The 25,135-nt window shown below is 59.7% G+C and carries 26 protein-coding genes; 18 read left to right on the top strand and 8 right to left on the bottom strand.

What is annotated here, in order from left to right:
* The first annotated feature begins 31 nt into the window (after positions 1–31).
* The 11 genes from KO492_RS02440 to KO492_RS02390 all read left to right on the top strand — a co-directional run bounded on the left by KO492_RS02440 (position 32) and on the right by KO492_RS02390 (position 8,977).
* The gene (locus KO492_RS02440; protein WP_216043507.1) at positions 32–313 is read left to right on the top strand and encodes an STAS domain-containing protein; all 282 of its coding nucleotides are present in this window, start codon (positions 32–34) and stop codon (positions 311–313) included.
* Positions 310–675, top strand: a complete 366-nt coding sequence (locus tag KO492_RS02435) for a response regulator (protein ID WP_216043506.1) — start codon at positions 310–312, stop codon at positions 673–675. Before KO492_RS02440 ends, KO492_RS02435 begins: the two co-directional genes overlap by 4 nt.
* A 10-nt stretch (positions 676–685) precedes the next feature.
* On the top strand, positions 686–3,004 hold the full coding sequence (locus KO492_RS02430; RefSeq protein WP_216043505.1) for a chemotaxis protein CheA: 2,319 nt from the start codon (positions 686–688) through the stop codon (positions 3,002–3,004).
* Positions 3,005–3,008: 4 nt separating this feature from the next.
* Entirely contained in the window at positions 3,009–3,476 is a 468-nt protein-coding gene (locus KO492_RS02425) for a chemotaxis protein CheW (RefSeq protein ID WP_216043504.1), read from the top strand.
* The gene (locus KO492_RS02420; protein ID WP_252735182.1) at positions 3,473–4,390 is read left to right on the top strand and encodes a CheR family methyltransferase; all 918 of its coding nucleotides are present in this window, start codon (positions 3,473–3,475) and stop codon (positions 4,388–4,390) included. The genes KO492_RS02425 and KO492_RS02420 overlap by 4 nt, the downstream gene beginning before the upstream one ends.
* Positions 4,390–4,776 (top strand): response regulator, encoded by a 387-nt coding sequence (locus tag KO492_RS02415; RefSeq protein WP_066606049.1) that lies wholly within the window; start codon positions 4,390–4,392, stop codon positions 4,774–4,776. Before KO492_RS02420 ends, KO492_RS02415 begins: the two co-directional genes overlap by 1 nt.
* Positions 4,776–5,177 (top strand): hypothetical protein, encoded by a 402-nt coding sequence (locus KO492_RS02410; RefSeq protein WP_216043503.1) that lies wholly within the window; start codon positions 4,776–4,778, stop codon positions 5,175–5,177. The genes KO492_RS02415 and KO492_RS02410 overlap by 1 nt, the downstream gene beginning before the upstream one ends.
* Before the next feature lie 384 nt (positions 5,178–5,561).
* Complete coding sequence (locus KO492_RS02405; RefSeq protein ID WP_216043502.1) at positions 5,562–6,866, top strand: M23 family metallopeptidase; 1,305 nt, start codon at positions 5,562–5,564, stop codon at positions 6,864–6,866.
* Positions 6,856–7,398 carry a bactofilin family protein gene (locus tag KO492_RS02400; protein ID WP_216043501.1) on the top strand — a complete coding sequence of 181 codons (543 nt, stop codon included), beginning with the start codon at positions 6,856–6,858 and terminating at the stop codon, positions 7,396–7,398. The genes KO492_RS02405 and KO492_RS02400 overlap by 11 nt, the downstream gene beginning before the upstream one ends.
* 118 nt (positions 7,399–7,516) lie before the next feature.
* A complete protein-coding gene (locus KO492_RS02395; RefSeq protein ID WP_216043500.1) occupies positions 7,517–8,017 on the top strand; it encodes a hypothetical protein in 501 nt (166 codons plus the stop codon).
* A gap of 60 nt (positions 8,018–8,077) precedes the next feature.
* A complete protein-coding gene (locus KO492_RS02390; protein ID WP_216043499.1) occupies positions 8,078–8,977 on the top strand; it encodes a DMT family transporter in 900 nt (299 codons plus the stop codon).
* A 12-nt stretch (positions 8,978–8,989) separates the two neighbouring features.
* Here the strand turns inward: KO492_RS02390 and KO492_RS02385 are convergent, their stop codons facing one another.
* A complete protein-coding gene (locus KO492_RS02385) occupies positions 8,990–9,757 on the bottom strand; it encodes a DUF2189 domain-containing protein (protein WP_216043498.1) in 768 nt (255 codons plus the stop codon).
* Positions 9,758–9,875: 118 nt separating this feature from the next.
* Entirely contained in the window at positions 9,876–11,426 is a 1,551-nt protein-coding gene (locus KO492_RS02380; RefSeq protein WP_216043497.1) for a divergent polysaccharide deacetylase family protein, read from the bottom strand.
* A 275-nt stretch (positions 11,427–11,701) separates the two neighbouring features.
* Here KO492_RS02380 and KO492_RS02375 point away from each other — a divergent pair, with 275 nt between their 5' ends.
* A complete protein-coding gene (locus KO492_RS02375) occupies positions 11,702–12,289 on the top strand; it encodes an anthranilate synthase component II (RefSeq protein ID WP_216043496.1) in 588 nt (195 codons plus the stop codon).
* A complete protein-coding gene (gene trpD / locus KO492_RS02370) occupies positions 12,286–13,302 on the top strand; it encodes an anthranilate phosphoribosyltransferase (RefSeq protein ID WP_216043495.1) in 1,017 nt (338 codons plus the stop codon). The genes KO492_RS02375 and trpD overlap by 4 nt, the downstream gene beginning before the upstream one ends.
* Before the next feature lie 173 nt (positions 13,303–13,475).
* Here the strand turns inward: trpD and KO492_RS02365 are convergent, their stop codons facing one another.
* The 6 genes from KO492_RS02365 to KO492_RS02340 form a co-directional block, all read right to left on the bottom strand.
* Positions 13,476–14,870 (bottom strand): TRAP transporter large permease, encoded by a 1,395-nt coding sequence (locus tag KO492_RS02365; protein ID WP_066606026.1) that lies wholly within the window; start codon positions 14,868–14,870, stop codon positions 13,476–13,478.
* A gap of 5 nt (positions 14,871–14,875) precedes the next feature.
* Positions 14,876–15,565 carry a TRAP transporter small permease gene (locus tag KO492_RS02360; protein WP_216043494.1) on the bottom strand — a complete coding sequence of 230 codons (690 nt, stop codon included), beginning with the start codon at positions 15,563–15,565 and terminating at the stop codon, positions 14,876–14,878.
* Between the two features lie 114 nt (positions 15,566–15,679).
* Positions 15,680–16,681 carry a DctP family TRAP transporter solute-binding subunit gene (locus KO492_RS02355; RefSeq protein WP_216043493.1) on the bottom strand — a complete coding sequence of 334 codons (1,002 nt, stop codon included), beginning with the start codon at positions 16,679–16,681 and terminating at the stop codon, positions 15,680–15,682.
* A gap of 268 nt (positions 16,682–16,949) precedes the next feature.
* A complete protein-coding gene (locus KO492_RS02350; protein ID WP_216043492.1) occupies positions 16,950–17,294 on the bottom strand; it encodes a hypothetical protein in 345 nt (114 codons plus the stop codon).
* A 35-nt stretch (positions 17,295–17,329) separates the two neighbouring features.
* Positions 17,330–18,559 (bottom strand): sigma-54-dependent transcriptional regulator, encoded by a 1,230-nt coding sequence (locus KO492_RS02345; RefSeq protein WP_216043491.1) that lies wholly within the window; start codon positions 18,557–18,559, stop codon positions 17,330–17,332.
* Positions 18,546–20,330 carry an ATP-binding protein gene (locus KO492_RS02340; RefSeq protein WP_216043490.1) on the bottom strand — a complete coding sequence of 595 codons (1,785 nt, stop codon included), beginning with the start codon at positions 20,328–20,330 and terminating at the stop codon, positions 18,546–18,548. Before KO492_RS02340 ends, KO492_RS02345 begins: the two co-directional genes overlap by 14 nt.
* A 60-nt stretch (positions 20,331–20,390) precedes the next feature.
* Between KO492_RS02340 and KO492_RS02335 the strand changes: the two genes are divergently transcribed.
* The 5 genes from KO492_RS02335 to KO492_RS02315 all read left to right on the top strand — a co-directional run bounded on the left by KO492_RS02335 (position 20,391) and on the right by KO492_RS02315 (position 24,946).
* Entirely contained in the window at positions 20,391–21,581 is a 1,191-nt protein-coding gene (locus tag KO492_RS02335) for a cytochrome P450 (RefSeq protein WP_216043489.1), read from the top strand.
* 68 nt (positions 21,582–21,649) lie between these two features.
* On the top strand, positions 21,650–22,372 hold the full coding sequence (locus KO492_RS02330; RefSeq protein ID WP_216043488.1) for a haloacid dehalogenase type II: 723 nt from the start codon (positions 21,650–21,652) through the stop codon (positions 22,370–22,372).
* Positions 22,373–22,462: 90 nt separating this feature from the next.
* Entirely contained in the window at positions 22,463–23,263 is an 801-nt protein-coding gene (gene trpC / locus KO492_RS02325) for an indole-3-glycerol phosphate synthase TrpC (protein ID WP_216043487.1), read from the top strand.
* Between the two features lie 9 nt (positions 23,264–23,272).
* On the top strand, positions 23,273–23,773 hold the full coding sequence (gene moaC, locus KO492_RS02320; protein WP_216043486.1) for a cyclic pyranopterin monophosphate synthase MoaC: 501 nt from the start codon (positions 23,273–23,275) through the stop codon (positions 23,771–23,773).
* Entirely contained in the window at positions 23,774–24,946 is a 1,173-nt protein-coding gene (locus KO492_RS02315; protein WP_216043485.1) for a molybdopterin molybdotransferase MoeA, read from the top strand.
* The last annotated feature ends 189 nt before the right edge of the window (positions 24,947–25,135 follow it).

Raw genomic sequence — 25,135 nt, 5'->3', positions numbered from 1 at the left:
CTCACCCCTGTCGAAACCCCGGAGCACTGACATGACAACACATGTGCAACTCCATGACCGGCTCGACTACCAGTCCGTGATGCCCCTCATGGAAGAACTCAAAGCGATTACAGACGATGATCTGGTGATTGATGCAGGAAACTTGCGCCATCTCGGGACACTTCCCCTGCAAGTGATCCTTGCCGCAGTGAAGCAACGCGCCGCGCAGGGCAAGACAACCCGTTTGGCGAATGCCTCCGACGGCTGTGTGGATATGCTCAGCCTCTTTGGCTTCACCCCGGAAACCCTCACTCAACCGGAGGTCTGGACATGAGTTTGGAAGTTCTTGCGGTCGACGACAGCCGCACCATGCGCGACATGCTCAACCTTGCATTGTCGTCTGCGGGCTTTACCGCCCACCTCGCCGAAGACGGCATTCATGGCCTTGAGGTTCTCAAAGACCTGAATCCCGACGTCATTATCACCGACATCAACATGCCACGCATGGATGGGTTCGGCTTTATCCACGCGGTCCGCGCCGAGCCGAAATGGAGCCGTATTCCAATTCTCGTGCTCACAACAGAAAGCGCCGCCGAACTCAAGGCAAAGGCACGTTCCGCAGGTGCAACCGGCTGGATCGTGAAGCCGTTCGATCCCGCAAAACTCGTCAAAGCCCTGCAAATGGTGGCTGGTTAAGAGGTTCCCCATGTCCGACCCTATGACAGAAATTCGCGCCTCCTTCTTCATTGAATGTGAAGAGCTCCTGGAAAGCCTTCAGGACGGTCTTCAACTCATGGATGATGGCGATACCGACTCTGAAACGATCAACATCGTCTTCCGCGCTGTTCACTCGATCAAGGGGGGCGCGGGCGCCTTTGGTCTCGATGATCTGGTTCATTTCGCCCACCGGTTCGAAACCGCCATGGACGAAGTCCGCGCAGGCCGTTTCACTCCGGATGCCGAGGCCATTCGCCTGTTCTTTACCTGCGCCGATATTCTGGCCGATCTGGTGCGTGCCGCGCGGGATGGCGATCAGGTGGATGACGGCATCACCGGTCCGGTTCTGGAAAACCTCGACAAGCTCGTCGGCCTCGAAGAGGAAGAGGAGGAAGACCTCGACTTCACCCCGGCCACGCTGTCGCTCGACTTCGGTGACGGAGGTGCCTTGCCAGACCTGCCAGAGCTTCCTGATGTGAGCGCCCTTCCCGCCGCGGATGCCTCCGATGACGCATTGCCCGCACTGGATATGCCCGTTCCCTCTCCCGACACAGCTATCCCCCCGATAGTGGGTTCCGAAGGCAAAGGATTTTCTGTCAAATTCAAACCGGAAGATGCGCTCTATGCCTCCGGCAATGAACCTTTGTATCTCTTCCGCGCCCTGCGTGACCTTGGCGATATTTCTGTCATTTGCCACTGTGAAGACCTTCCACAACTCGACAGTCTCAACCCCGACACCGGACATCTTTCATGGGACATGACCATCCACACGGAAGAGCCGGAACAGGCCGTTCGCGAAGTATTTGAATTTGTAGACGGGCTTTGTCTGCTGGAAATCAATGCCCTGACGGGTGATCAGGACGCCGCACCCTCCTTTGAAGCGGCCGAACGTTCCTCCTCAGAGCAACCTCCGATCTCTGCCACTCCGGAAATGACTCCTCCGCCGCAGGCCGAAAGTGCCCCGAACATGCCGGAAAACGCAGCAACAGCGAGTGTTGATGTCGCAGATACCACGGCAAATAAAGACACCACAAAGACGTTGGGAGAAGCAAAAGACGAACAATCCACACAAGCGAAGGCCGCGGCAACCCCGACACAACCCCGCGCAACTGTTCGTGTGGATCTGGAGCGCATTGACCGGCTGGTAAACCTTGTTGGAGAGCTTGTGATCAATCAGGCCATGCTCAGCCAGTCCGTCGCAGAGGCTGGTCTCCCCCCCAATTCCCCGGTCTCCACCGGTCTGGAAGAGTTTCTGCAACTGACCCGTGACATTCAGGAATCGGTTATGATGATCCGCGCCCAGCCGATCAAATCCCTGTTCCAACGCATGGGACGCATCGTTCGGGAAGCTTCCGCCTCTGTTGGCAAGGACGTTCGTCTGCGCACCGATGGCGAAAATACAGAAGTCGACAAAACCGTCATCGAACGTCTGGCAGACCCGTTGACCCATATGATCCGCAATGCTGTGGACCATGGGCTTGAAAGCACGGAAAAACGTCTGGAAGCAGGCAAAAGCCGCGAAGGCCACGTGACACTGACAGCCCAACATCGCTCCGGTCGAATTGTCATCGAAGTCACGGACGATGGCGGTGGGATCAACCGTGAACGCGTCAAAGAAAAGGCCATCCAGAAAGGTCTTATTCCTGAGGACGCGCAACTCAGCGATAGCGATATCGACAACTTGCTCTTCCTGCCCGGTTTTTCAACCGCCGCCGAAATTTCCAACCTGTCGGGGCGTGGCGTCGGCATGGACGTCGTGAAAAGCTCGATCCAGGCGCTCGGCGGAAGGATCAGCATCACATCCCAGGAAGGGAAAGGCACGACTTTCTCCATTTCCTTGCCTCTGACCCTTGCCGTTCTGGATGGCATGGTTGTCCGGGTGGCGGATGAAACACTTGTGGTGCCATTAAACGCCATTCTGGAGACGCTCACACTCACAAACGAGGACCTCACTGCCCTCGGACCTGAAACACATGTCGTCCAAATTCGCGGCGGTTTCGTCCCCCTGCTCGATCTCGGCGCAGAACTCGGTTACCGCACCCCGCAAGACAGCTATGTTGATGGGACTGTTCTCCTCATTGGTCAGGAGGATGGAAACAGAGCCGCACTCGCAGTCGATTCCATCGAAGACCAGCGTCAAGTCGTCATCAAAGGACTTGAAGGCAGCTACGGCCGCGTTCCGGGAATTGCTGCGGCCACCATTCTGGGTGATGGGCAAATCGCTCTTATTCTCGACCCGACCGATCTGGTTGGACAGGCCTCCGGCCGCACCCGCGTCCGTCAGCCACAGCAATTACTCGTAGGATAAAATCATGACTGACATCGAAAAACAGAACGACTCCACTTCGATTGAGCTCCTGTCCTTCCGAGTAGGCGGGCAAGACTATTCAGTAGACATTATGTCCGTTCGCGAAATACGAGGATCGGCAAAGGCAACTTCCCTGCCGCACGCCCCTTCATTCGTGAAAGGTGTCATCAACCTGCGCGGCACCGTTCTTCCCATCATTGATCTGTCGGCCCGTCTCGGCCTTCAAACCGGAGAAGATACTGAACGCAATGTCATTATCGTTGTAGATCTTGGCGAACGCACCGCCGGCCTTATGGTTGACGCTGTGTCTGACATCCTCGCCATTCCATCTGAGGAAATGCAGCCCCCGCCAGACCTTACCGCCGATGAAGCCCGGACATTTGTCTCAGCCCTAACAATTGTAGATGGCCGTATGATCCGAATTCTGGACCTTGAAGCTGTTATGCCTCCCCAAGGCGAGGAGGTCGCTTGAAGGAGCTATCTACCATAACCGAGCGCCCTGAAATCGCGAATGCAATTTCAAACCATGCCTTTTCACGCATCGCAGAAATAGCAGAGCGTGAAGCGGGTATTGTCTTGGCCCCCTCTAAGGTTTCCATGGTGACGTCCCGCCTGACACGCCGACTTCGTGCGTTAAAGCTTTCCAGCTTTGAGGAATATCTCAATATTCTGGAAACGTCTCAAGATCGTGCGGAACTGGACAGCTTTGTTTCGGCATTAACAACAAACGTGTCGCATTTCTTCCGCGAAAACCATCATTTCGAATATCTCGCAACCACGATGCTCCCCAAGTTCAAACAGAAGCTGTCCAAAGGTGGAAAGGTCAGAATTTGGTCTGCGGGCTGTTCTAACGGACAGGAGCCCTATTCGATTGCCATGACCATTCTAAAAGGCGCGCCCGAACTAACAAAAGAAGATTTGAAAATCCTGGCGACAGATATCGATCCCGAAGTGCTGAGCCGAGCCCAAAGCGGTCAATATTTCGGATCACTCACCACAGGGCTTACAAATGAAACGATCACAAGATTTTTCACGAGAAGCCCGCTGAATGGAGAAGACACTCTGACGATCAAGCCGGAAGTAAAAAAGCTGGTTGCCTTCCGCCAGCTAAATCTTCACGCGCCTTGGCCCATGCATGGAAAGTTTGACGCAATCTTCTGCAGAAATGTTGTCATTTACTTTGATGAACAGACCCAAACTCGACTTTTCAAACGCTTTGCGAACATCCTCGAAACAGGGGGCTGGCTCATGCTCGGACATTCCGAGAGGCTCAATGAAGATGTCGCTCCGCTTTTTGAAAATTCCGGCGTGACCACATACCAAACCCTTCACCCCACCTCGCCCTCCGCACCGATCGGTGCATATGAAAGTAAAGGACTAGTCTAATGGCACTTCGAGATCAAATCCGTGTCATGGTCGTTGATGATATGTCCACAAGCCGTGGCCTTATAACGAACGCTCTGGATTCATACGGAATCAGGAATGTCGCAAGTGCGGCAGATGGACCATCAGCCCTTCAGAAACTTGCAACCTCCCCTGTTCATCTGGTCATTTCCGACTACAACATGCCGGGAATGGACGGGCTGCAACTGCTACATGCACTGCGCTCCAATGGTCCAACCCGTGGCGTCGGTTTTCTTCTCATCACCGGGCGCGCGGATCGCGAAATCATCGACATGGGGAAACGGCTTGGAATGAATAATTTCCTCAAAAAGCCTTTTAATCCTGAAGGGCTGAAAGCCGCAATTGAAGCGATCGTGGGCAAACTCTGATGACACCCCAATCCGAAGGCATCCAGCCTGATAGCGACGCAAAAGGGCAAGCCGTGATTTCACTGGATACGTTGAACAAACGTATCCAGGACGAAATGATCGCGCTCGTCATGCTCGCCGCCGAAGTTCAAATCGCGCTCGGCCCCGCTCTCACCGAGGCCAAATCACTGTCACCTGCGGTCCAAAGAAGTCTTCAGGCGCTTGACCGGCTACACCAGACTCTCGACGATCTCCAGCGTGTGCTCGGACATCTGGCTACACAATCCGGAAGCTCAACGGTCCCGATAAAGCCGCTAGACGAAGTCATTCGGCTGCGGCATCTCGCGCATAAACTCTTCGACAACATAGATGCCCCATTCGCCTTGTCGGAAGATGACTCCGGAGATGTTGCCTGGTTCTGAAAAATCTAAAAATCGCACATAAAAGGCCAAACACAGGCCCTCGCCGTATTCACCCGTGAAAGGCCGCCGGCCTCAAAGATAGGATATATCCATGACATTCACCTCAGCTGTGATCGCTAACATAAGCAGAAAACCGCCCATTCAAAGAGGAAATTCGCTTGTATTATGCGCAGATGCCGAAGTTGAGGGCAAAAGCGTTGCCCCGCTGCACAGGCTCGGCTAACAGAGGAGCAACCGCTTGCAGGGGCAGGCCAAGGCACTGCATCAGACGGGTGCGGCCTGCACAAGGTTAATAAGTAAATCCGCGCCGCCCCACAGGGCCAACCGGATCATGAGACTGCCAAGCGGACGAGGGATGACATTGAGGACGGTTTTCGCCAAGCCATGACAAATAAGCTCAACCATATGCTTGAGCGCAGCTTCCCGGAACGCCGGGTGTTTCTGCGGTCAGATAATGACACCCGCTACATGCGGATCAGCCCGCTCACCCAGCTCATCGCCTTCACCGGATCTACGGTGTTCGCCGCATGGCTGATCATCGCCACCGCAATCATCCTGATGGACAGTATCGGTTCCGGAAATCTCCGCGATCAGGCGAACCGCGATCTGGTGTTGTTCGAGAACCGCGTGGCGGAACTTGCTCATGAGCGCGACATGCGCGCCGAAGAAGCCGCTGCGGCCCAAGCGCGCTTCACGACAGCGCTGGAACAGATTTCCGTTATGCAGTCACAGCTTCTGGCCTCCGAAGAACGGGTGCGCGAACTGGAAAAAGGCGTCGAAGTCGTTCAGGCCAATCTGCGCAAGGCGCTCAAGGCCCGCGACACCGCAGAGGCCGATAAAACAGAACTCCTTGCCCAGTTGAACGGCGAAACCGGTGGCAAGAACGGCATGAGCGCGCTTGAAGCCGAAGCAACAGTGGACGTGCTGGCCGACGCTCTGTCTGACACCGCCAGCGAACGCGACGAAATGGTGGTTTCCGCAAGTCAGGCCATGAAAATGGCCGAAGCGCTCGAAACCGATCTGAAGTTGATGGAAGAGAAAAACGACAGGATTTTCACCCAGTTGGAAGATGCGGTGACGATCTCTGTGGCCCCGCTGGACAAGATGTTCAAATCTGCGGGCATGGACCCCGACCAACTGATCGAAACCGTGAAAAAAGGCTATTCCGGTCAGGGCGGCCCCCTCACACCGATCACATTCTCGACCAAGGGCGGGATTGTTGATCCGGATTCGATGCGCGCCAATGCGATCATCAACAAGATGGACCAGTTGAACCTCTACCGGATCGCCGCGCAAAAAGCGCCCTTCTCGCTCCCGCTCAAAGACGCCTTCCGCATGACCTCCCCTTTCGGGCCGCGCTGGGGCCGGATGCATAAGGGGCAAGACTTCGCCTCCGCCTATGGCACACCGATTTACGCGACTGCCGACGGGGTGGTCACATTTGCCGGTTGGCAGTCGGGCTACGGGCGTCTGGTCAAGATCCAGCACGAGTTCGGCATTGAGACACGCTACGCACACCAGTCGCAAATATTGGTGAAAGTCGGGCAAAGGGTCTCGCGTGGCGAGCAAATAGGTGCTATGGGAAATTCCGGCCATTCCACCGGCACGCATCTTCATTATGAAATTCGTGTTCAAGGCAAGGCCGTTGATCCGATGACTTACATTAAGGCAGCCCGTGATGTTTTCTAAAAGCAGAATCAACGAACCTGGCCCGAAACAGGGTGAGGACGTCAAGAAACCAGAGGCGTCGGCCGCCAAGCCCGCCATGCCGAAATCTCCGGCACCCGATTTCGCCGCCTCCGCGTCGAAACCGAAACCGCCGGCCTCCGTGCTGTCTTCGGACCTGACCGTGACCGGTAATCTCAAGACCTCCGGCGACATCCAGATCGAAGGCACCGTCGAAGGCGACATTCGCGCGCATCTCCTGACCGTGGGTGAAACCGCGATGATCAAAGGCGAAGTGATCGCGGATGATGTGGTGGTCAATGGCCGCATCGTGGGCCGCGTGCGTGGCTTGAAAGTGCGTCTGACCTCGACCGCCCGCGTCGAAGGCGACATCATCCACAAAACCATCGCCATCGAATCCGGTGCCCATTTCGAAGGCTCCGTGCAACGCGCCGACGATCCGCTGGCCACGGGCGCGAAAACACCGCTGCCGACCGGATCGGCGCAGTCCTCTGCCGCTGTGTCCAAAGCGACCGCCGCCGCCAAAGGCGAATAAACCGGCGCGACAGCCCGAAGTTCAGAGGCGGCCTTTCGGTCGCCTTTTTCTTTGCGTGATTTGGCTTGCCGCTTTGGCAAAGCTCCGCCATCCTATTCCCGAACATTCCGGAGACCCCATGCCCGCCGAAGCCCTACGCCAGCTTGAAAAAGTCAAAAACCTCTACCTGTCGGATTTTCGCATGGGACGGATGAACGAACGCCGCCTGACGGTGATTTTCGACGAGGGCATCGAGGGCGAGCCCGACCAGCTCAAGAGTGGCAACTCCGTGATCGACGACCTTCTGGGCAAGGCTCGGGTGATCGAAGTGCGCCCCGGCTCCCGCCGCTTCACCCTGCGCTTTGAAGATTACGTCTCCTTCAAGATCACCGACGAGACCTTCTCCAAATCCGAAAAAGCCCCCGCGCTTGATGAAAAGACCCCCGCCAGCCTGTTTCGCGAAAACCCCTCTGCGGTGTTTCTGCGCCATGTGAAAGAGTGGACGATTTACGAAGATTACCACGCCGACAAAATGCATCACTATTGCGTCGCGGCCCTCAACCATGTGCTTGAAGTCGTGACCACGGTGCCGCCTCTGGTGGAGATGCAAGTGCTGGGCGAAGCGGATTTTCCGGCCTAGAGGCATCTTGCCTCCCCTGCCCCATTTCGCCATGGTCGCGCCACACGTTCCGGAGGTCTCATGACATTATCCCCTGATCTCGCCGCGCTGAAAGCGGGCAATCTCAAAGGCGCGCTCCTGATGGTGCTCGCCATGTTCTGCTTTTCGCTGGAAGATATGGCCGTCAAACAGGCCGCCAACCATATACCTGTGGGGCAGATCCTGACGCTCTTCGGATTTACGGGCACGATGATCTTCGCGGGCCTCACATGGCAGCGCCGCGAACGGGTCTTTCATCCGGTGATGGCCGAACGCGTCATGGTGATCCGCGCAGGGTTCGAAGTGTTGGGCCGCGTGTTTTTCACCCTGTCTCTGGCGCTCACCGCCCTGTCCACCACCTCAGCGATTTTGCAAGCCACACCGCTCATGGTCGCCGCCGCAGCTGTGGTGATCTTTCGCGAACCGGTCAGCCTGAGCCGCTGGGCGCTCATTGCATTGGGTTTTCTCGGCGTGCTTCTGGTGATCCGCCCCGGCCTCGACGGGTTTTCCCCGCTCTCCATTCTCGCGGTTCTGGGCATGATCGGCTTTGCGGGGCGCGATCTGGCCACCCGTGCCGCCTCTCCCGTGCTGTCCTACGCCCAGCTTGGCGTGACGGGCTTTGCCGCGCTACTGCTGTCCGGTCTGCTCCTGTCGGTCTATGACGGCTACTGGATCATGCCGCAACTGACGGACCTCGGCTATATCATCATGGCAAGCCTCGTCGGTGTCGCCGCCTATACCGCGCTCACCATGGCGATGCGCATGGGCGAGCTGTCGGTCGTCACGCCGTTTCGCTACACGCGGCTTGTCTTTGCCATGGTGCTCGGCGCGCTGGTCTTTGGCGAGCGGCCCGATGCGCTGGAACTGCTAGGCGGAGCGGTGATTGTGGGCGCGGGTGTCTTGTTGATGCTGACGGCCAGAGGCGCACGCAAACGCACCTAGCCCCACGGCCCCTCAAGGAAGCGCGCGCCGATACAGGTGCCATGTCGCATGTCCCAGCACCGGCAACGCCACGAATAGTCCGAGGAACATCGGCACCATTGCCACCAGCGTCACAACGGCGATCAAACCCGCCCAGACCAGCATCACCACCGGATTTTGCCGCACCACTTGCAGGGACAAAAGCATGGCCGTGACAAAATCCACCTCCTTGTCCAGAAGATGCGGCAGCGATGTCACCGTCAGGGAAAACAGCACAAAGGCCAGAACGCCACCCACACCAAGCTCCACCGCCATCATGGTCAGACCGTTGGGCGTCAGGAATACATCATAAGAGCTTGAAACATTGGTCATCACCGACAGCCCCATAAAAAGCGCAAAGATCATATGGGCGAGGAAGGACCAGAACAGCACATAGATGACGATGATTGCCCCCATCCAAGGGATTTGCCGGTCCTTCTCCGCAATCACCACGCCGAGGATCTTATACCAGTCCATCGCCCCGCCACGATCCAGACGCCGCGACACCTCGTAAAGCCCCACGGCTGCGAAGGGAGCGAACAGCGGGAAGGCCAGCGAAAAGGCAAAGGTCCAGAGCACGGTCCCCGCACCGAACAGCACAAAGCCGATCCCGATGAGCACATAGACCGCCGCAAAGAAACATCCGAAGGCCGGTGCCCGCCGGTAGTCCCGCCAGCCCGCCTGTAATGCCGCACGTAAATCCGCAAGTCCCAAACGCGCCACATCCGGCACCGGCGCCGCCGCTGCTGTCATCTCTGTCATATTTTCCTCCCTGCCGGTCTTGTGCCGGTATCCGGGAAAGATTGGATGACAAAATGTCGCACCCTGTCAAGCGTCCTGCGCCCTCACTCGTGAGTTGAGGCAGCGCAGTCTTGGCGGATCAAAGCTGCGAGCGGCTCAAGAGGTAGGACAGTGGCACCATGGTCACGGTTGCCGCGCGGTTGCCCAGAGACCATTCCGCCAGCGCCTGAATAGTATCGGGTTTCGAGCGGCCCAGAAGCACCACGGTTTTGCCAGTGCCCGCCTGAAATGCGGCTTGATCGAGGAAGCGTTTCATCGCGGCGACATCCTGTGAACGGCCATCGAAATCGCGGAACACCAGCGCAGCGGGAGCTTTGGCGCGTTTGGCTTCCTGCTCCAGAGAGTTGAGCCCGTGCGGGAAGGTCACAAGGCCGCGCCCGCTTTCCTGCGCGGTGGCCACGACCTGCGCCGCAACCTGACGCGAGGTTTGGAAGCTGGCCGAGGGCACATCGAGGAAACCGATGGAGACAGGCACAAGATTGGCCGCCTCCGACAGGATCACGGCGGCATCCTGTGGCGTCGCCCCGTCGGGCAACGAGATCATCGAGAGGACTTCCATCCCCTTGTCGCGATAGGCCAGAGCGCGCTCGCCTGCCTGCGATGCCATCGCGTCCACGGCGAATGTCACAGGGAACGGCAGGTGCGACAGGGCGGCATCTTCCGGTCCCAGTTGAGCAATATCCACGAGGATCACGCTCATCACCGGACCGGAGGGCGTCTCATTAAAGTCCGCCGAATAGGCCAGAAGCGCGGGTAGATCCTCTGCAACCACCATGGGGGCGGCCTCCGCTGTGTCCGTTGCGGGAGCATCCGTGATAGACGGCAGGCGCGAGGACACGCGGCTGTCATTGCGATCGGTGAAGGAGCCGACCTTCTGCCCCGGTAGCGCCTCTGTGGCCGCATCTTCGGGGGACATGATTTTCACTTCGGGCGTGGTGTTCAACGCTTCATCGGTGTCGGTGGCGGAATCTGTGGCGGTGTCATCCGTGCCCTCTTCCATACCTTCTTCCATGCCGGTCCCCTCGGGGGTCAAAGGCGTCGCTGCGGGCAGATCAATGCCATCAGGCGCGGCGGGCTGGCTGTCGGCGGCTCCGGCTTGTGGTGCGAAACCTTGCGGCGGGGTCAGTACGGGACTGGTCTCCGGCGTCTTGACACTGTCCATGACCTCATCCCCGCCCTGCGGCGTTTGCGGTCCGTTGGGCAGGACAATCTCCGGCGAAGCGGACGGTTCGGTTGTGGCCTCGGGGGCCTGCGCCTCGGTTTGCGGCGTAGCCTCGCTCGGCGTGGTCTCAGCAGGCACGGTCTCAGCATCCGTAGTTTCTGTAGGCGCGGTCTCGCTCTCCGTTTCCGGCTCGGTAATGTCTTCTGACACCGCAGGCTCTGCTGACAGGGTTTCGTCCTCGCTGGCCATAGGTTCAGCGGGATCAACCTCGGCAGGCGTCTCCGCATCCGCCACATCCGCCGCGTCTACCGACGCGCTCTCGTCCGGAGGCGTAACCCCGTCAGATGCCGCAGGCGCAGGCTGGGATGCCGTCAATTTGACAGGTGCGGCAACTTCATTGGCCACGACCAGAATCCCGAATCCGACAATCGTTCCCCAGATCAATCCGGTGAATATTCCCCGCCCCATTCCGTGCTCCTTAGCCTGTCATCGGGGCTTTGCCCCGGCATTCGTCTGTTTGTCCTGCTCCGGACGCGTTCCGATCCTATCCGAACGTCATTCCGGCCTCAACTTTGCGCCGTCCCGTCAAGGCGGCCCTTGACCCTGTCCGGCCCTTGTGAACATGTATAGCGCGGCTTTGAGGCGGGATCATCCCCCTTTGAGCCCTTTGCTGTCAGACGGGCCGATTGCCCGCGACGACAGCCTTATTTCTCGGCGTATTCGCGCGCAAAAGGACCGCTACCATGCTGCTTCTGATCGATAACTACGACAGTTTCACCTATAATCTCGTCCACTATATCGGCGAATTGGGGTGGCAAGCCAATGTGGTCCGCAATGATGCCCTGAATGTGCAAGAAGCCATGGCGCTGCGCCCTTCGGGCATTGTGCTGTCACCGGGGCCCTGCACACCCTCCGAGGCAGGCATTTGCGTGCCGCTTGTTCATGCCGCGGCTGACGCGGGCATTCCGCTTTTTGGCGTCTGTCTGGGCCACCAGTCCATTGGCGAGGCTTTCGGCGGCAATGTCGTGCGGTGTCACGAGATCGTTCACGGCAAGATGGGCGAGATCTATCACGAAGGCAAAGGCGTCTTCGCCGGTCTGCCCTCACCGTTGCAAGGCACGCGCTATCACTCGCTCGTCGTGGATCGCGCCACCCTGCCCGATTGTCTCGAAGTGACCGCAGAGCTCAAGGACGGCACCATCATGGGACTACGCCACAAGACCCTGCCCATCGAAGGGGTGCAATTCCATCCGGAAAGCATCCGTTCCGAGCATGGGCACGATATGTTCAAAACATTTCTGAACCAGTTAAAAGAGGAAGAAGCGGCATGAGTGACGCGATGAAACCCTTGATTTTTGCCGCCTCCGAAGGGCCTTTGAGCCGTGCGCAAGCCGATCAGGCCTTCGAAATCCTGTTCAACGGAGACGCGACACCCGCGCAAGTGGGCGGCTTTCTGATGGCGCTGCGTGCACGTGGCGAAGCTGTGTCGGAATATGCCGCCGCTGCCAAGGTCATGCGCGACAAATGCGTGCCCGTCTCCGCCCCTGACAATGCAATGGACATCGTGGGCACAGGGGGCGACGGTCTGGGCACGCTCAACATCTCCACCGCCACGGCCTTTGTCGTTGCGGGCGCAGGCATCCCCGTGGCCAAACATGGCAACCGCAACCTCAGCTCGAAATCCGGCTCCGCCGACGCCATGTCGGTCAACGGCATTGATGTGATGGTCGGCAAGGATGTGGTCGAAAAAGCAATCAACGAAATCGGCATCGGTTTCATGATGGCCCCCATGCACCACCCGGCAATGAAATATGTCGGGCCTGTGCGGGTCGAACTGGGCTGCAAGACCATCTTCAACATCCTTGGCCCGCTGACCAACCCCGCAGGCGTCAAACGCCAGCTCACCGGTGCCTTTGCGCCCGACCTGATCTGGCCCATGGCCGAAGTGCTGCAAATGCTCGGCTCGGAAAAGGCATGGCTGGTCTACGGCCATGAAGGCATCGACGAAGTGTCGATCACCGGCGCGACCTCCGTGGCCGCCCTTGAACATGGTGACATCCGTTCAATGGAAATCCACCCCGAAGACGCTGGCCTGCCCGTCCACCCGCTCAAGGACATTCTGGGCGGCACGCCGGAGGAAAACGGCAAGGCCATGCTGAACCTGCTCAAAGGCGAGACAGGGGCTTACCGCGACGCCGTGCTGATGAACGCTGCCGCAGCTTTTGTGGTGGCCGACAAGGCTTCGAGCCTCAAGGACGGTGTCGAGATCGCAGTCGAGAGCATCGCCTCCGGCAAGGCACTTGCCAAGCTCGAAGCTCTGGCGGCGCTGACATCCGGAAACTGAGACCTTCCGGCCCTCTGACGGTCAGCTTTCCGACAGCCGGCTTTCTGATGGCTTAAATACTCGAACGGCGTGCCCTTGAAAAAAGGCGCGCCGTTTTCTTTTGAGTATTTCCGGCACAAAGGAAAAAGGGGCCCGAAGGCCCCTCTTGTGTGTTGGCTCCGGTGCGGTCCGGATCAGTTTGTGATGATCTCCGGCCCCATGAGCGATGTCGGCAGGAAGGTCGAAATCGCGGGCACATAGGTGACGAGGATCAGGAAAACAAACAGGATCGCGAGGAACGGCAGTGCGGCGCGGACGACAGACATCATCGGCATTCCGGCAACGCCGGAGGTCACGAAGAGGTTCAGGCCCACAGGCGGCGTGATCATGCCGATTTCCATGTTCACCACCATGATGATGCCGAGGTGGATCGGGTCCACGCCAAGCTCGATGGCAATCGGGAAGACCAGAGGAGCGACGATCACGATCAGCCCCGAGGGTTCCATGAACTGCCCGCCGATCAGCAGGATCACGTTGACCATGATGAGGAACATGATCTTGCCGAAGCCCGCCGACAGCATGGCGTTGGCGATCTGCTGCGGGATTTGCTCATCGGTGAGCACATGTTTCAGGATCAGCGCGTTGGCGATGATAAACATGAGCATGATGGTCAGCTTGCCCGCATCGAACAGCGTATGGCGCGTGTCCTTGTGGAAAAAGGCGGTCACGAGCGCTTGGGGCTTGTTCAGAAGCGACACGGGTCCGGTGCCGTCGCGATCCGCCAGCGGTCCCATGTCACGATAGACAAAGGAGGCCACGAGGAAGGCGTAGACAGAGGCCACAGCAGCCGCTTCGGTGGGGGTGAAGATCGCGCCGGTCACGCCAGGTACACCGTAAATCCCGACCATGATGATGACGATGAGCATCAGGCCCCAAAAGGCATCCTTGAAGGCCGATCCGATTTCGCCCCAGCCGGCCCATTCACCTTTCGGCAGTTTCTTGATCCGCGCCATGACATAGATCGCGATCATCAGCATGGTGCCCGCGAGGATCCCCGGGATCACGCCGGCAAGGAACATACGGCCCACAGAGACATCCGTGGCGGAGGCATAGACCACCATCACGATGGAGGGCGGGATCAGGATGCCCAAGGTGCCCGCGTTGGCGATGACACCGGCAGCGAAGTCCTTGGTGTAGCCCATCTGGGTCATGGCGGCGATGACGATAGAGCCGATGGCCACAACGGTCGCAGGCGAGGAGCCCGACAGCGCGGCGAAGATCATACAGGCAAACACACCCGCAATCGCCAGACCACCGTGGAAATGCCCCACACAGGCAATGGCAAAGCGCACGATGCGTTTGGCCACACCGCCCGTCGACATGAACGAGGAGGCAAGGATGAAGAAGGGAATGGCCAGAAGCGTGTAGTGTCCTGCCATCGCCTGATAGAGCGATTGGGCCACCGAGGCGAGCGATGTGTCGGAGAACATCAACAGGAAGATGATGGAGGACAGGCCCAGAGAGACTGCAATCGGCACACCGATCAGCAGAAGGCCGATGACCATGGCGAAAAGAAAGACGACATCCATTGGGGTTATTCCTCGTATTCGCCGTGCGCGACGCGCTCGACTTCGTCTTCGGCCTCATGAGAGACGATCAGGGAGTTCTGCTTGCCCGTCACGATACGGACGGTGGCCTGAACGACACGCAGAAGGATCAGTGCGGTGGAAAAGGGCAGAATGGCATAGGGGATCACCCGCGGCAGCTTGTCGTAGCTGTCGCCATAGTTGATCAACCCTTCGAGCCAGCGGAACATCTCCAGCATCGGCACCTGATCGGTGACGTAGAACGCACGGTCGCGCGTGTTCTCGGTGAACCCCGTCGGGAACCAGCGGCCTTCGGTCGGCTGCAACGCGGCAAACGGCGCCCAATAGTCCCAAGCGCCTTTCAACAGAAGTGCGGCATAGATCAGGCAGACCACGGCGGAAATGACCGCAAGCACACGCTGTCCGCGCGCCGGCAGAATATTGATCACCGCATCCACACCGAGGTGCGAGGTCTTTTTGAACCCGTAGGAAATCCCCAGAAGAACCATCCACGCGAAGAGGATCAGCACCACTTCGAGGCCCCAGATCAGGGATTGGTTGAACAGGTAGCGCAGCACCACATTGGCGAATGTGATGAGCGTCATCAGACCGAGGATCAGCGCGATGATGTTCTCTTCGAGCCCGTCGAAGAAGGCCGACAAGGCCGATTTCGGTAGATTGTCTTGATATTGTGTCATGGTGAGTGACCCCTCTTGCCCCTCTTCCCGGCCCGTTTTCGAACCGGATCACCCGGTCTTCGGGTGTAAACAGGGCCCCATCAGAGACGGGGCCCTGTCATCGTGTCAGCCAGCTTAGTGCTTGGCGTTGATTTCTTGTGCCAGAGCGATGTTGTCGGCACCTACATCGGCCTCGAACTGGGCCCAGACCGGTTTCATCATATCCACCCAGGCCTGACGTTGCTCTTCGGTCAGTTCGCGGATCACACCACCGGCATCCAGAACAGCCTGACGGTTGTCAGCATCCACCTGACCGATGGCCGCGTTGCGCTCGACGGTGACTTCTTCCAGAATCGTGGCGAGCTGGTCACGGATGTCGGCATCAAGCCCTTCCCACCAGTCCACGGAGGTCACAACCATATAGTCGAGAAGGCCGTGGTTGGTTTCGGTGACGCCGTCCTGCACTTCAAAGAACTTCTGACCATAGATGTTGGACCATGTGTTCTGTTGACCGTCCACAACGCCGGTTTGCAGCGCGCCGTAAACTTCGGAGAAGGCCATCGGCTGCGGCGAGGCGTTCAGAGCTTCCATCTGGGCAACCAGCACGTCGGAGGGCTGCACGCGGAATTTCAGACCGGCTGCGTCTTCGGGATTGATCAGCGGCTTGTTGGCGGAGATCTGTTTCAGACCATTGTGCCAGAACTCAAGCCCCAGAAGACCACGGCGCGCCATAACGTGCTTCATTGCTTCACCGGCTTCAGAGTTCTGGAACTCTTCCACGGCATCCATGTTCTTGAACATGAAGGGCAGATCGAAGATGCGGTAGATCTTGGTGAAGGTCTCGAATTTCGACAGCGACGGAGCCGCCATCTGAACGTCGCCTTGCAGCATCGCTTCGAGAACCTGATCATCGTTATAGAGCGTGGAGTTCGGATAGACCTCGACACAGACCTTGCCGTCCATTTCTTCGTTCACGCGGTCGGCGAACAACTGGGCGGCGATGCCTTTGGGGTGCTTGTCCGTGTTGGTGACGTGGCTGAACTTGATGACCATTTCGCCATCGTCACAGGCAGCAAAACCTGCGGTTGCGGTCACGCTCAGAGCAAGAGCCGTTGCGGCGGTTGCGAGAAATTTCATGGGTGTCCTCCCTATCATGAAACCAAAAATTCAGGCGCAGGCGGGGCAGCAATGTCCCCTTTGCACTCGAGCCAGAGAAAACAAACCGCCCGCTTTTGCTTCAAGGGGAGGTGACGAAAAGGTTAAAATTTTTTGAAATCTCTTTTTGGTCAGTCACTTACAGAAAGATCGAAACGCATATCCGCCATGCGCCAGGCGCAAGTGTGCGGTTTCTCGCACGTAAGAAAATTGCGTGTGTGCGGATTGTCGCACATGTCGACTCAAATCTCTAGCCCTCGCACCAAATCACTCGCAAGCCGTTGATCACCTCTGCCGGTACGGCGTCAGAGCTCAGGTACTCGGATTGGGCCAGCCAGGTTGAAAACCGCGGAGTTGTGCAATCGAGGTTCAGAATTCCGTGAAACTCGCCAAGCTTGCCCTGCCCCTCCACATAAAGACGATACGGTTGTCCCGCATAGGCATCCTGCACAGCGAGCTCTTGCGCGGTCCAATATTGTGCGTACACACCCTCCATCGGCTGGGTGTATGCGAAACTCTTTGCCTCTTGGGCCTCGGACATCAAAGGTGTGGCGCAAGTGAATGCCACCCCAATACATGCGCGAAAAATCTTCATCGTTCTATCTTTCCTCTTGATACAAATAGCGTCTCTCACCGATACATCTCCGCCTTGACCCCGTGGCGTGCCAGCTTGTCGTAAAACGTCTTGCGCGGCAGCTTGAGTCCCTTGGCCGCTTCGGTGGCATTGCCGTGATGCCGTTGCAGCGCCGCGATGAGCAAGGAGCGCTCCACCTGCGCCAGTTGTTCGGCCAGCCCCAACTCCTCCTGCGCCTCCCCGTCGGTCAGGCCCATTGCAAAGCGCATCGCCGCGTTCATCAGCGAGCGCGCATTGCCCGGCCAGTCCTGCGCCATGAGGTTGGAAATCACGTCCGAGGTGATCTCCGGCACAGGCAGGTCACTTTGCTCACAGGCAATCGAGACATAGTGGCGGAACAGAACCGGTATGTCCTCGCGCCGCTCGCGCAATGGCGGAATACGGATCACGGCGGCCTCCAGCCTGTAAAACAGATCGGGCGAAAACCGCCCCTCGGCCACTTCCTTGCTCAGATCTGCATAGGTGCCCGCGATCAGGCGGGGCCGGTCGTGCGGCTCCAGCTCTTCGAGAAGCGCGAATTGCGCCGGACTGGACAGGCCCGCGATCTCGTCAAGAAAGACCGAGCCGCCCTTGGCCGTGGCAAAGGCCTGCGCAAGGCTGTCTTCCGTCATCGCGGAGGCCGGATATTTGAGAAACGGCGCCATCGACCCCGCCGACAACAGATGCACCACCTCGGCCATTTTCGCGGTCCCGACCCCTGGCTCGCCCGTGACCAGCACATCGGCGGCAGAGCGCGCCACGGCGCGGGCCTCTTCGCGCATCCGTTTCGCCAGAGCGGAAACGCCCCGCAACAGACGCGCCGCCGCATCGCCCTGTTCCACCTGTCGCTTGAGGCGACGGTTTTCCAGAACCAGAGCGCGGGTTTTAAGCGCCTTCTCAACAACGGCAATCAAGTCACTGGGCGCACAAGGTTTTTCCAGAAAGTCGAACGCCCCCTCGGAAATCCCGCGCACCGCCATAGGCACATCGCCCTCGCCGGTCAGAAGGATCACGGGCAGTTCGGCATCCACCGATTGCGCATAATGCAAAAGCGCGAACCCGTCCTTGCCGGGCATCCGGATGTCGGAAATCACCACCCCCGCAAAATCGCGGGTGATGTGATCCTTGGCCTCGATATAGCTGCCCGCCAGAGTGGGCCTGAGATCTGCAAGCTCCAGCGTCTGGCCCAGCGCCTCGCGCACCGAGGAATCGTCATCGACCAGAAGCACACGATCAATTGGCGGCATTGGCCCCCTCCTTATTTGCTGCGGGTTGCAACTCAATGGTGAACTGCGCGCCACCTTCGGCACGGTTCTCGCCACGGATACGCCCGCCGAAACTTTGCACCAGCCCATAGGAAATCGACAGGCCAAGCCCCATGCCTTCGGAGGCTCCGACTTCTTTCGTGGTGTAGAACGGATCGAAGATCTTTTCCGGCTCGGAAATCCCCGGCCCCGTGTCGGAAATCGTGAACCGTGTCGGCATGTCCGGCGCGGACGCGAGCAAAAGAGTGATCTCGATCCGCTTTTCCGGCGCGTCCTTCACCGCATCCACGGCATTGGACAGAAGGTTCATCACCACCTGTTGCAACCGCACCTCGCCGCCGCGCACCCAGACCTGACCCGCAGGCGACCACACAAGCGTCACCCCCGCATTGGTCATCTTCGCCTGTGTCATCTCCAAGGCGGCTTCGACCACGGCGGTCAGTTCCACATCGGTGATGGTTTCCGGCTCCTGACGGGCAAAGGCACGCAGGTTCTTGATGATCCGCCCCATGCGCCGTGCCAGTTCGGAAATCCGCCCCAGATTGTCTGCGGCTTTTTCCGGCTGTCCCCGCTCCAGAAACGCCTGCGCATTCTCGGCAAAGGACCGGATAGCCATCAAAGGCTGGTTCAGTTCGTGGGAAATCCCCGCCGACATCTCGCCCAGCGCGGAGAGCTTTCCGGCCTGCACCAGATCGGCCTGCGCGCGTTTGAGGCGGGCCTCGGCCTCCTGCCGCTCACGCACCTCATGCTGCAAGTCGCGGTTGGCCAGTTCCAGCGCCTCGGTGCGCGCAGCCACGCGGGCTTCGAGACGGGCATTGGCCTCGGCCAGCGTGCGACGACGCTCTGTAGCAAAGAACACGAAGGCGGCAAACACCAGCCCCAGCGCCGACGCCATCCCCGCCTGAAGCGCGGCCGCCGACAGCACAGGGCGCAAATCGCGCAGCAACTCGCCCTCAAGCCCGATCACCGGCAGGGTCTGGATCACATGCAGCGCGGGCGACGGGATATAGGGGCCTGCCTCATGGCGCCATATCTCATGGCCCATCACCCTATGACGCGCCGTGACCGGCATTTGTCCCGAGGAGCCGCCGCGCAGCACCAGTTCGGACCGGTTCGAGATGAACACCACCCCGTAGGAATCGGTGAAATAGATGGCAGAGGCCTCCGTCGGCCAGCCCCATTCCAGAAGGCCGATGTCGACATTGACCACCACCGCGGCCTGCGCCGGACCGTTGGGTTCGAACACGGGCGCGGCAAAGACATAGCGCCTGCGCCCTTCGAGATCGACAAAATGCGCAACCCCCAGCGCCCCGTCCATCGCCCGCGACAAAGCCAGTTGCGCCCCCGTGGGCAACCCCGCCTCTCCGGCAGAGGCAAGCACCCGCCCGTCTCCGGCCACCAGCAGGAGCGAATGCGCCCCCGTCTTGTCCGCCATGCTTTGCAAAAGATCGGATGTCGCCGCTGTCGCCTGAACGTCAGGCTCTGCCTCCAGCGCCACCGCCAGCACCGTGGGATGGTCCGACAGGAACACGGCCAATTCGCGGTAGCGTTGCAAGCCGGTGGTCAAACGATCAGACGCCAGTTCGAGATCGGACGCCCCGCGTTCCGCTGCCTGATCCAGTTCCGTCCGCAGACTCAGCACAAAGACCAGCAACCCGAGCACGACAACGCCCAAAAGACCGCCCAGCGCCCAGAACAGGCGCTGACGCAGGGCAGCGGAGTCACTTTCGGTGAAAGGCGGCGTATCTGTCATCCGTTGCAGATTAGAAAACCCCGCTTGCAAAGGAAAGCACTTCGCGGTCAAACACGTGTCATGAAGAGATTTTCCTGTGCCCCGAACGATCCGGATTTCGTCCAGAACCCCTATCCCTTTTACGACCGGCTGCGTGCAGGCGGGAAAATGGTCTGGTGGGACGAGCTGAACCTGCCTGTGGTGGCGGGCTATGACGGGGTGTCGATGGCCTTGCGTGACAACCGGTTTGGCCGTGAGGCGCCTGCGGGGTTCGAACCCGACATCCCCTCGCATCTGCGACCTTTCTACGACATCGAAGACCACTCCATGCTGGAGCTTGAAGGCGACCGGCACAGGCGTCTGCGCTCTCTGGTGCTGCGCGCCTTCACCTCGCGGCGGATCAAGGCGCTGGCGCCCGACCTTGAAGAGATCAGCGATGATCTGATCGACCGCTTTGCACAAGACGGCGCGCCTTTCGACCTGATGCCCGCCTTTTGCAAAATGGTGCCCGTGCGGATCATCTGCCGCCTTCTGGGCGTGCCCGAAGAGATGTCCGAGCAGCTTCTGGCGTGGTCCAATGCGATGGTGGCGGTCTACACCCCCACCCGCACCCGCGCGACCGAAGAGGCCGCTGCCAATGCGGCCACGGAGTTCTCCGGTTTCATGCGCGACTATGTCGAGGCGCGGCGCTCACAGCCTGCCGACGATCTCATCACCTCGCTCATTGCCGCCGAAGAGGATGGCGAAAAGCTTGGCACAGACGAATTGATCACCACCTGCATCCTGCTTTTGAACGCAGGGCATGAGGCCACGGTCCACAGTCTTGGCATTGCGGTCAAAACCCTGCTGGAGCACGAGACCCCGCGCGAGGCCCTCTCGGACGGGAAGATCGACGGCACCATCGAGGAACTCCTGCGCTATGATCCGCCGCTGCATCTGTTCCAGCGCTGGGTCTACGAGGACACGCGGTTTCTGGATCAGGACCTGAAGCGCGGCGACCGGATCGGGCTTTTGCTGGCCGCTGCCAATCGCGATGCGCAGGCGTGGGATCATCCCGACCGGTTCGACCCGAACCGCAAGGTGAAACAGAACACCTCCTTCGGCGCGGGCGTGCATTTTTGCGTCGGCGCCCCTCTGGCACGGCTGGAAATGCGCGTCGCGCTGCCCAAGCTCTTCGACCGCTGCCCCGAGCTGGCGCTAGCTGAGCCGCCGGTCTATGCCGACACATGGCACTTCCACGGGCTGTCTCAACTTGTGGTGAAGACGCGTTGACCTGAAAAACCCGATGGGCTTCTATCGCGGGACCGACCCCATCCAAACCCATGTGAAAGTTCACCCTCATGACCCCAAGCCACCCTGCCCGTCCGTCACGCTCCGGCATTCTGGTGTTTGACGTCAATGAAACATTGCTGGACCTCACAAGCCTCTCCCCGCTCTTCGAGCGCGTCTTCGGAGATGCGCAGGTCTTGCGCGAATGGTTCCCCGAACTGATCCTCTATTCCCAGACCCTCACCCTGACCGGTCTCTATCGCCCCTTCGGAGAGATCGCCGCCGCCGTGTTTGAAATGGTCGCGGCAAACCATCAGGCAAAGGTGACACCCGACGACATCGCGGAATTAAAGACCCGCCTGACCTCCATGCCCGCCTATCCCGATGTGGCCCCCGCCCTGACGCGGTTGCAGGATGCGGGGTTCCGGCTGGTCACCCTGACCAATTCGGCCCCGAACGCGGCGCTCTCCTCTGATCCCTCGCCTCTGGAAAAGGCTGGCATTGCCTCGTTCTTTGATGCGCATTTCACCGTGCATTGGGGCAAGCGGTTCAAACCGCACCCCGACGTCTATGACAGCACGGCAGAAACTCTGGGCGCAAAACCCGAGGAGCTTTGCATGATTGCCTGTCATATCTGGGACACGATCGGCGCACAGGCGCGCGGCTGGCGTGGCGGGTTTGTCGCCCGTCCCCATAATACGCCGCTCACGCTGGCCGAGGTGCCGCAACCGGATTTCATCGGGCGGGATATGGGCGAGCTGGCCGATCAACTGATCGCGAGCCTCACCGCCTGACGCAGAGACACACGCGCGGCGCGCGACGAAATCCCGCGCCCGCCCTCAAACCGTCTTCCAAACCCCGCGCCGCCCCTGTATCAGAGGGCTATGGTTACAGTTCTCGATAAAATCAAAGCCTATAAGCTCGAAGAAGTGGCAACGGCCAAGCAAACCGTGCCCCTGTCCGAACTTGAGGCCCAAGCCTCTGCCCAAAGCCCCACGCGCGGCTTTGCCAAGGCGCTGCAATCGGCCGCGACAACCGGCTACGGTCTCATCGCGGAGGTCAAGAAAGCCTCCCCCTCGAAAGGGCTCATCCGCCCCGACTTCGATCCGCCCGCCATTGCACGCGCCTATGAAGCGGGTGGCGCGACCTGCTTGTCCGTGCTGACCGACACGCCGTCGTTCCAAGGCGCACCGGAATTCCTGAAAGCCGCCCGCGCCGCTGTCTCCCTGCCGGCGCTGCGCAAGGATTTCATGTATGACACCTATCAGGTGACCGAAGCCCGCGCATGGGGCGCGGATGCGATCCTGATCATCATGGCCTCTGTCGGAGATGCGCAGGCCGCCGAACTGGAAGATGCGGCCTTCAACTACGGCATGGATGTGCTGGTCGAGGTCCACAATGCCGAGGAGCTGGAACGCGCCCTTGCGCTCAAATCCCCGCTGCTGGGCGTCAACAACCGCAATCTCAAAACCTTCGAGACCACGCTCGACACCACACGCGAACTGTCGAAAATGGTGCCCGAGGGCAAGCATCTGGTCTGCGAAAGCGGGCTGTTTACCCCGAAAGACCTTGCCGATATGGCCGCTTACGGGGCGCGGAGTTTCCTCATTGGCGAAAGCCTGATGCGGCAGGACGATGTCGAGGCGGCCACCCGCACCCTTCTGGCCAATCCGGTTCCGGCATAAGAGGACAATATGGCAAAGCTCACGCATTTCGACGGGGACGGCAACGCCCATATGGTCGATGTCTCCGGCAAACCTGTGACCGACCGTCTGGCAACGGCGGAATCCGCCGTCAGGATGCGCCCTGAAACGCTGGAGCTTGTCACGGAGGGCACAGCGAAAAAGGGCGATGTTCTCGGCGTGGCGCGTCTGGCGGGGATCATGGGGTCGAAACGCACCTCCGATCTGATCCCGCTGTGCCATCCGCTACCGATTTCCAAGGTGACGCTCGCTCTCGAACCGGACGCCACCCTTCCCGGCATCCGCATCCGTGCCACGGTGAAAACCTCCGGCCAGACCGGCGTGGAGATGGAAGCGCTCACCGCCGCCTCTGTGGCCGCGCTTACGGTCTATGACATGCTCAAGGCCGCCGAGAAGGGCATGGAGATCGTGCAGACCCGTCTTCTGCGCAAGGAAGGCGGCAAATCCGGAACTTACGAGATTTCCGGCGAGATTTCTGGCGAGGCCGACTAAATGATTTCTGTTTCTGACGCGCTCGACAACCTGTTCTCCCTCTGTGCCCCTCTGGACACAGAGCGCCTGCCGCTGCGCGAAGCCGCCGGACGGGTGTTGGCCGAAGATGCCGTGGCCAAGCGCGACCAGCCGCCTTTCGCCTCCTCCGCGATGGATGGCTATGGCGTGCGGGTCGAGCATCCGCAGCCCGGCGACCGTTTCACGGTCATTGGCGAAAGCGCTGCCGGTCACAGCTATGACGGGACGCTGGGCGATGGCGAGGCCGTGCGTATCTTCACCGGTGCGCCCGTGCCCGAAGGTGTCACCCGCGTCATCATTCAGGAAGATGTGCGCCGCGAGGGCGATGGGATCACGGTGACAGAGACGCTCTCCGAGAACCGCAACATCCGGCCCTTGGGCGGGGATTTCAAATCCGGCGACCGGATCACCGCCCCGCGCCGCCTGAGCGCTCAGGATGTCGCACTTCTGGCAGCGATGAATATTCCCGAAGTGACCGTCCACAAACGCCCCACCGTGGCGATCATCTCCACCGGCGACGAACTGGTCATGCCGGGCGAGACGCCGGGGCCGAGCCAGATCATCGCCTCCAACGCTTTCGGCCTCTCGGCCATGGTCGAAGCCGCCGGTGGCATTGCGCGCATGTTGCCCATTGCGCCGGATGACGAAACCCTGCTGCGCGCGACCTTCGAGATGGCCGCGGACGCCGATCTTATCGTCTCCATCGGCGGCGCTTCGGTCGGAGATCACGATCTGGTCGGCAAGGTCGTCGAGAGCCTCGGCCTTGACCGCGCCTTCTACAAAGTCGCCATGCGCCCCGGCAAGCCGCTCATGGCCGGACGCCTCGGCGCGGCGCTCATGCTGGGTCTGCCAGGCAATCCGGTCTCCGCCATGATCACCGCGCGCCTGTTCATGATCCCCGCGATGGATGTGCTGCAAGGTCTGCCCCCAAGCCCTGCCCCGCGTCACAAGGCCGTGCTGATGGCGCCGGTCTCCGCAAACGGCCCGCGCGAACATTACATGCGTGCCATACAGAAGTCCGACGGGGTGCAGCCCTTTTCCCGACAGGACAGTTCGCTGCTGTCGATCCTGTCACAGGCCAATGTGCTTCTGGTCCGCCCGCCCCATGATCCGGCACGCGAGGCGGGAGAGACGGTCGAGGTGATCCGGCTCTGACGGGCCGGACACGGCCCTTGGGTCACACGGCGCGCCCCGCAAAACCGCAACGCCGCTTTTCCCGAAACGCTTTAACCTGATTTTAACCTTACCCTCCCAATTTTGCCGCAATGCCATGCGACCCTGAGCAAACGCCAAGCGGGCGTGGCAGGTCTGGAAGGGATTGGGCAATTGACACATTTAGAGAAC

It is taken from the genome of Celeribacter halophilus (assembly GCF_018860305.1).
In the GTDB taxonomy this organism is placed as follows: Bacteria; Pseudomonadota; Alphaproteobacteria; order Rhodobacterales; family Rhodobacteraceae; genus Celeribacter; species Celeribacter halophilus_A.
This window is presented reverse-complemented; position numbering and strand designations above follow the sequence as displayed.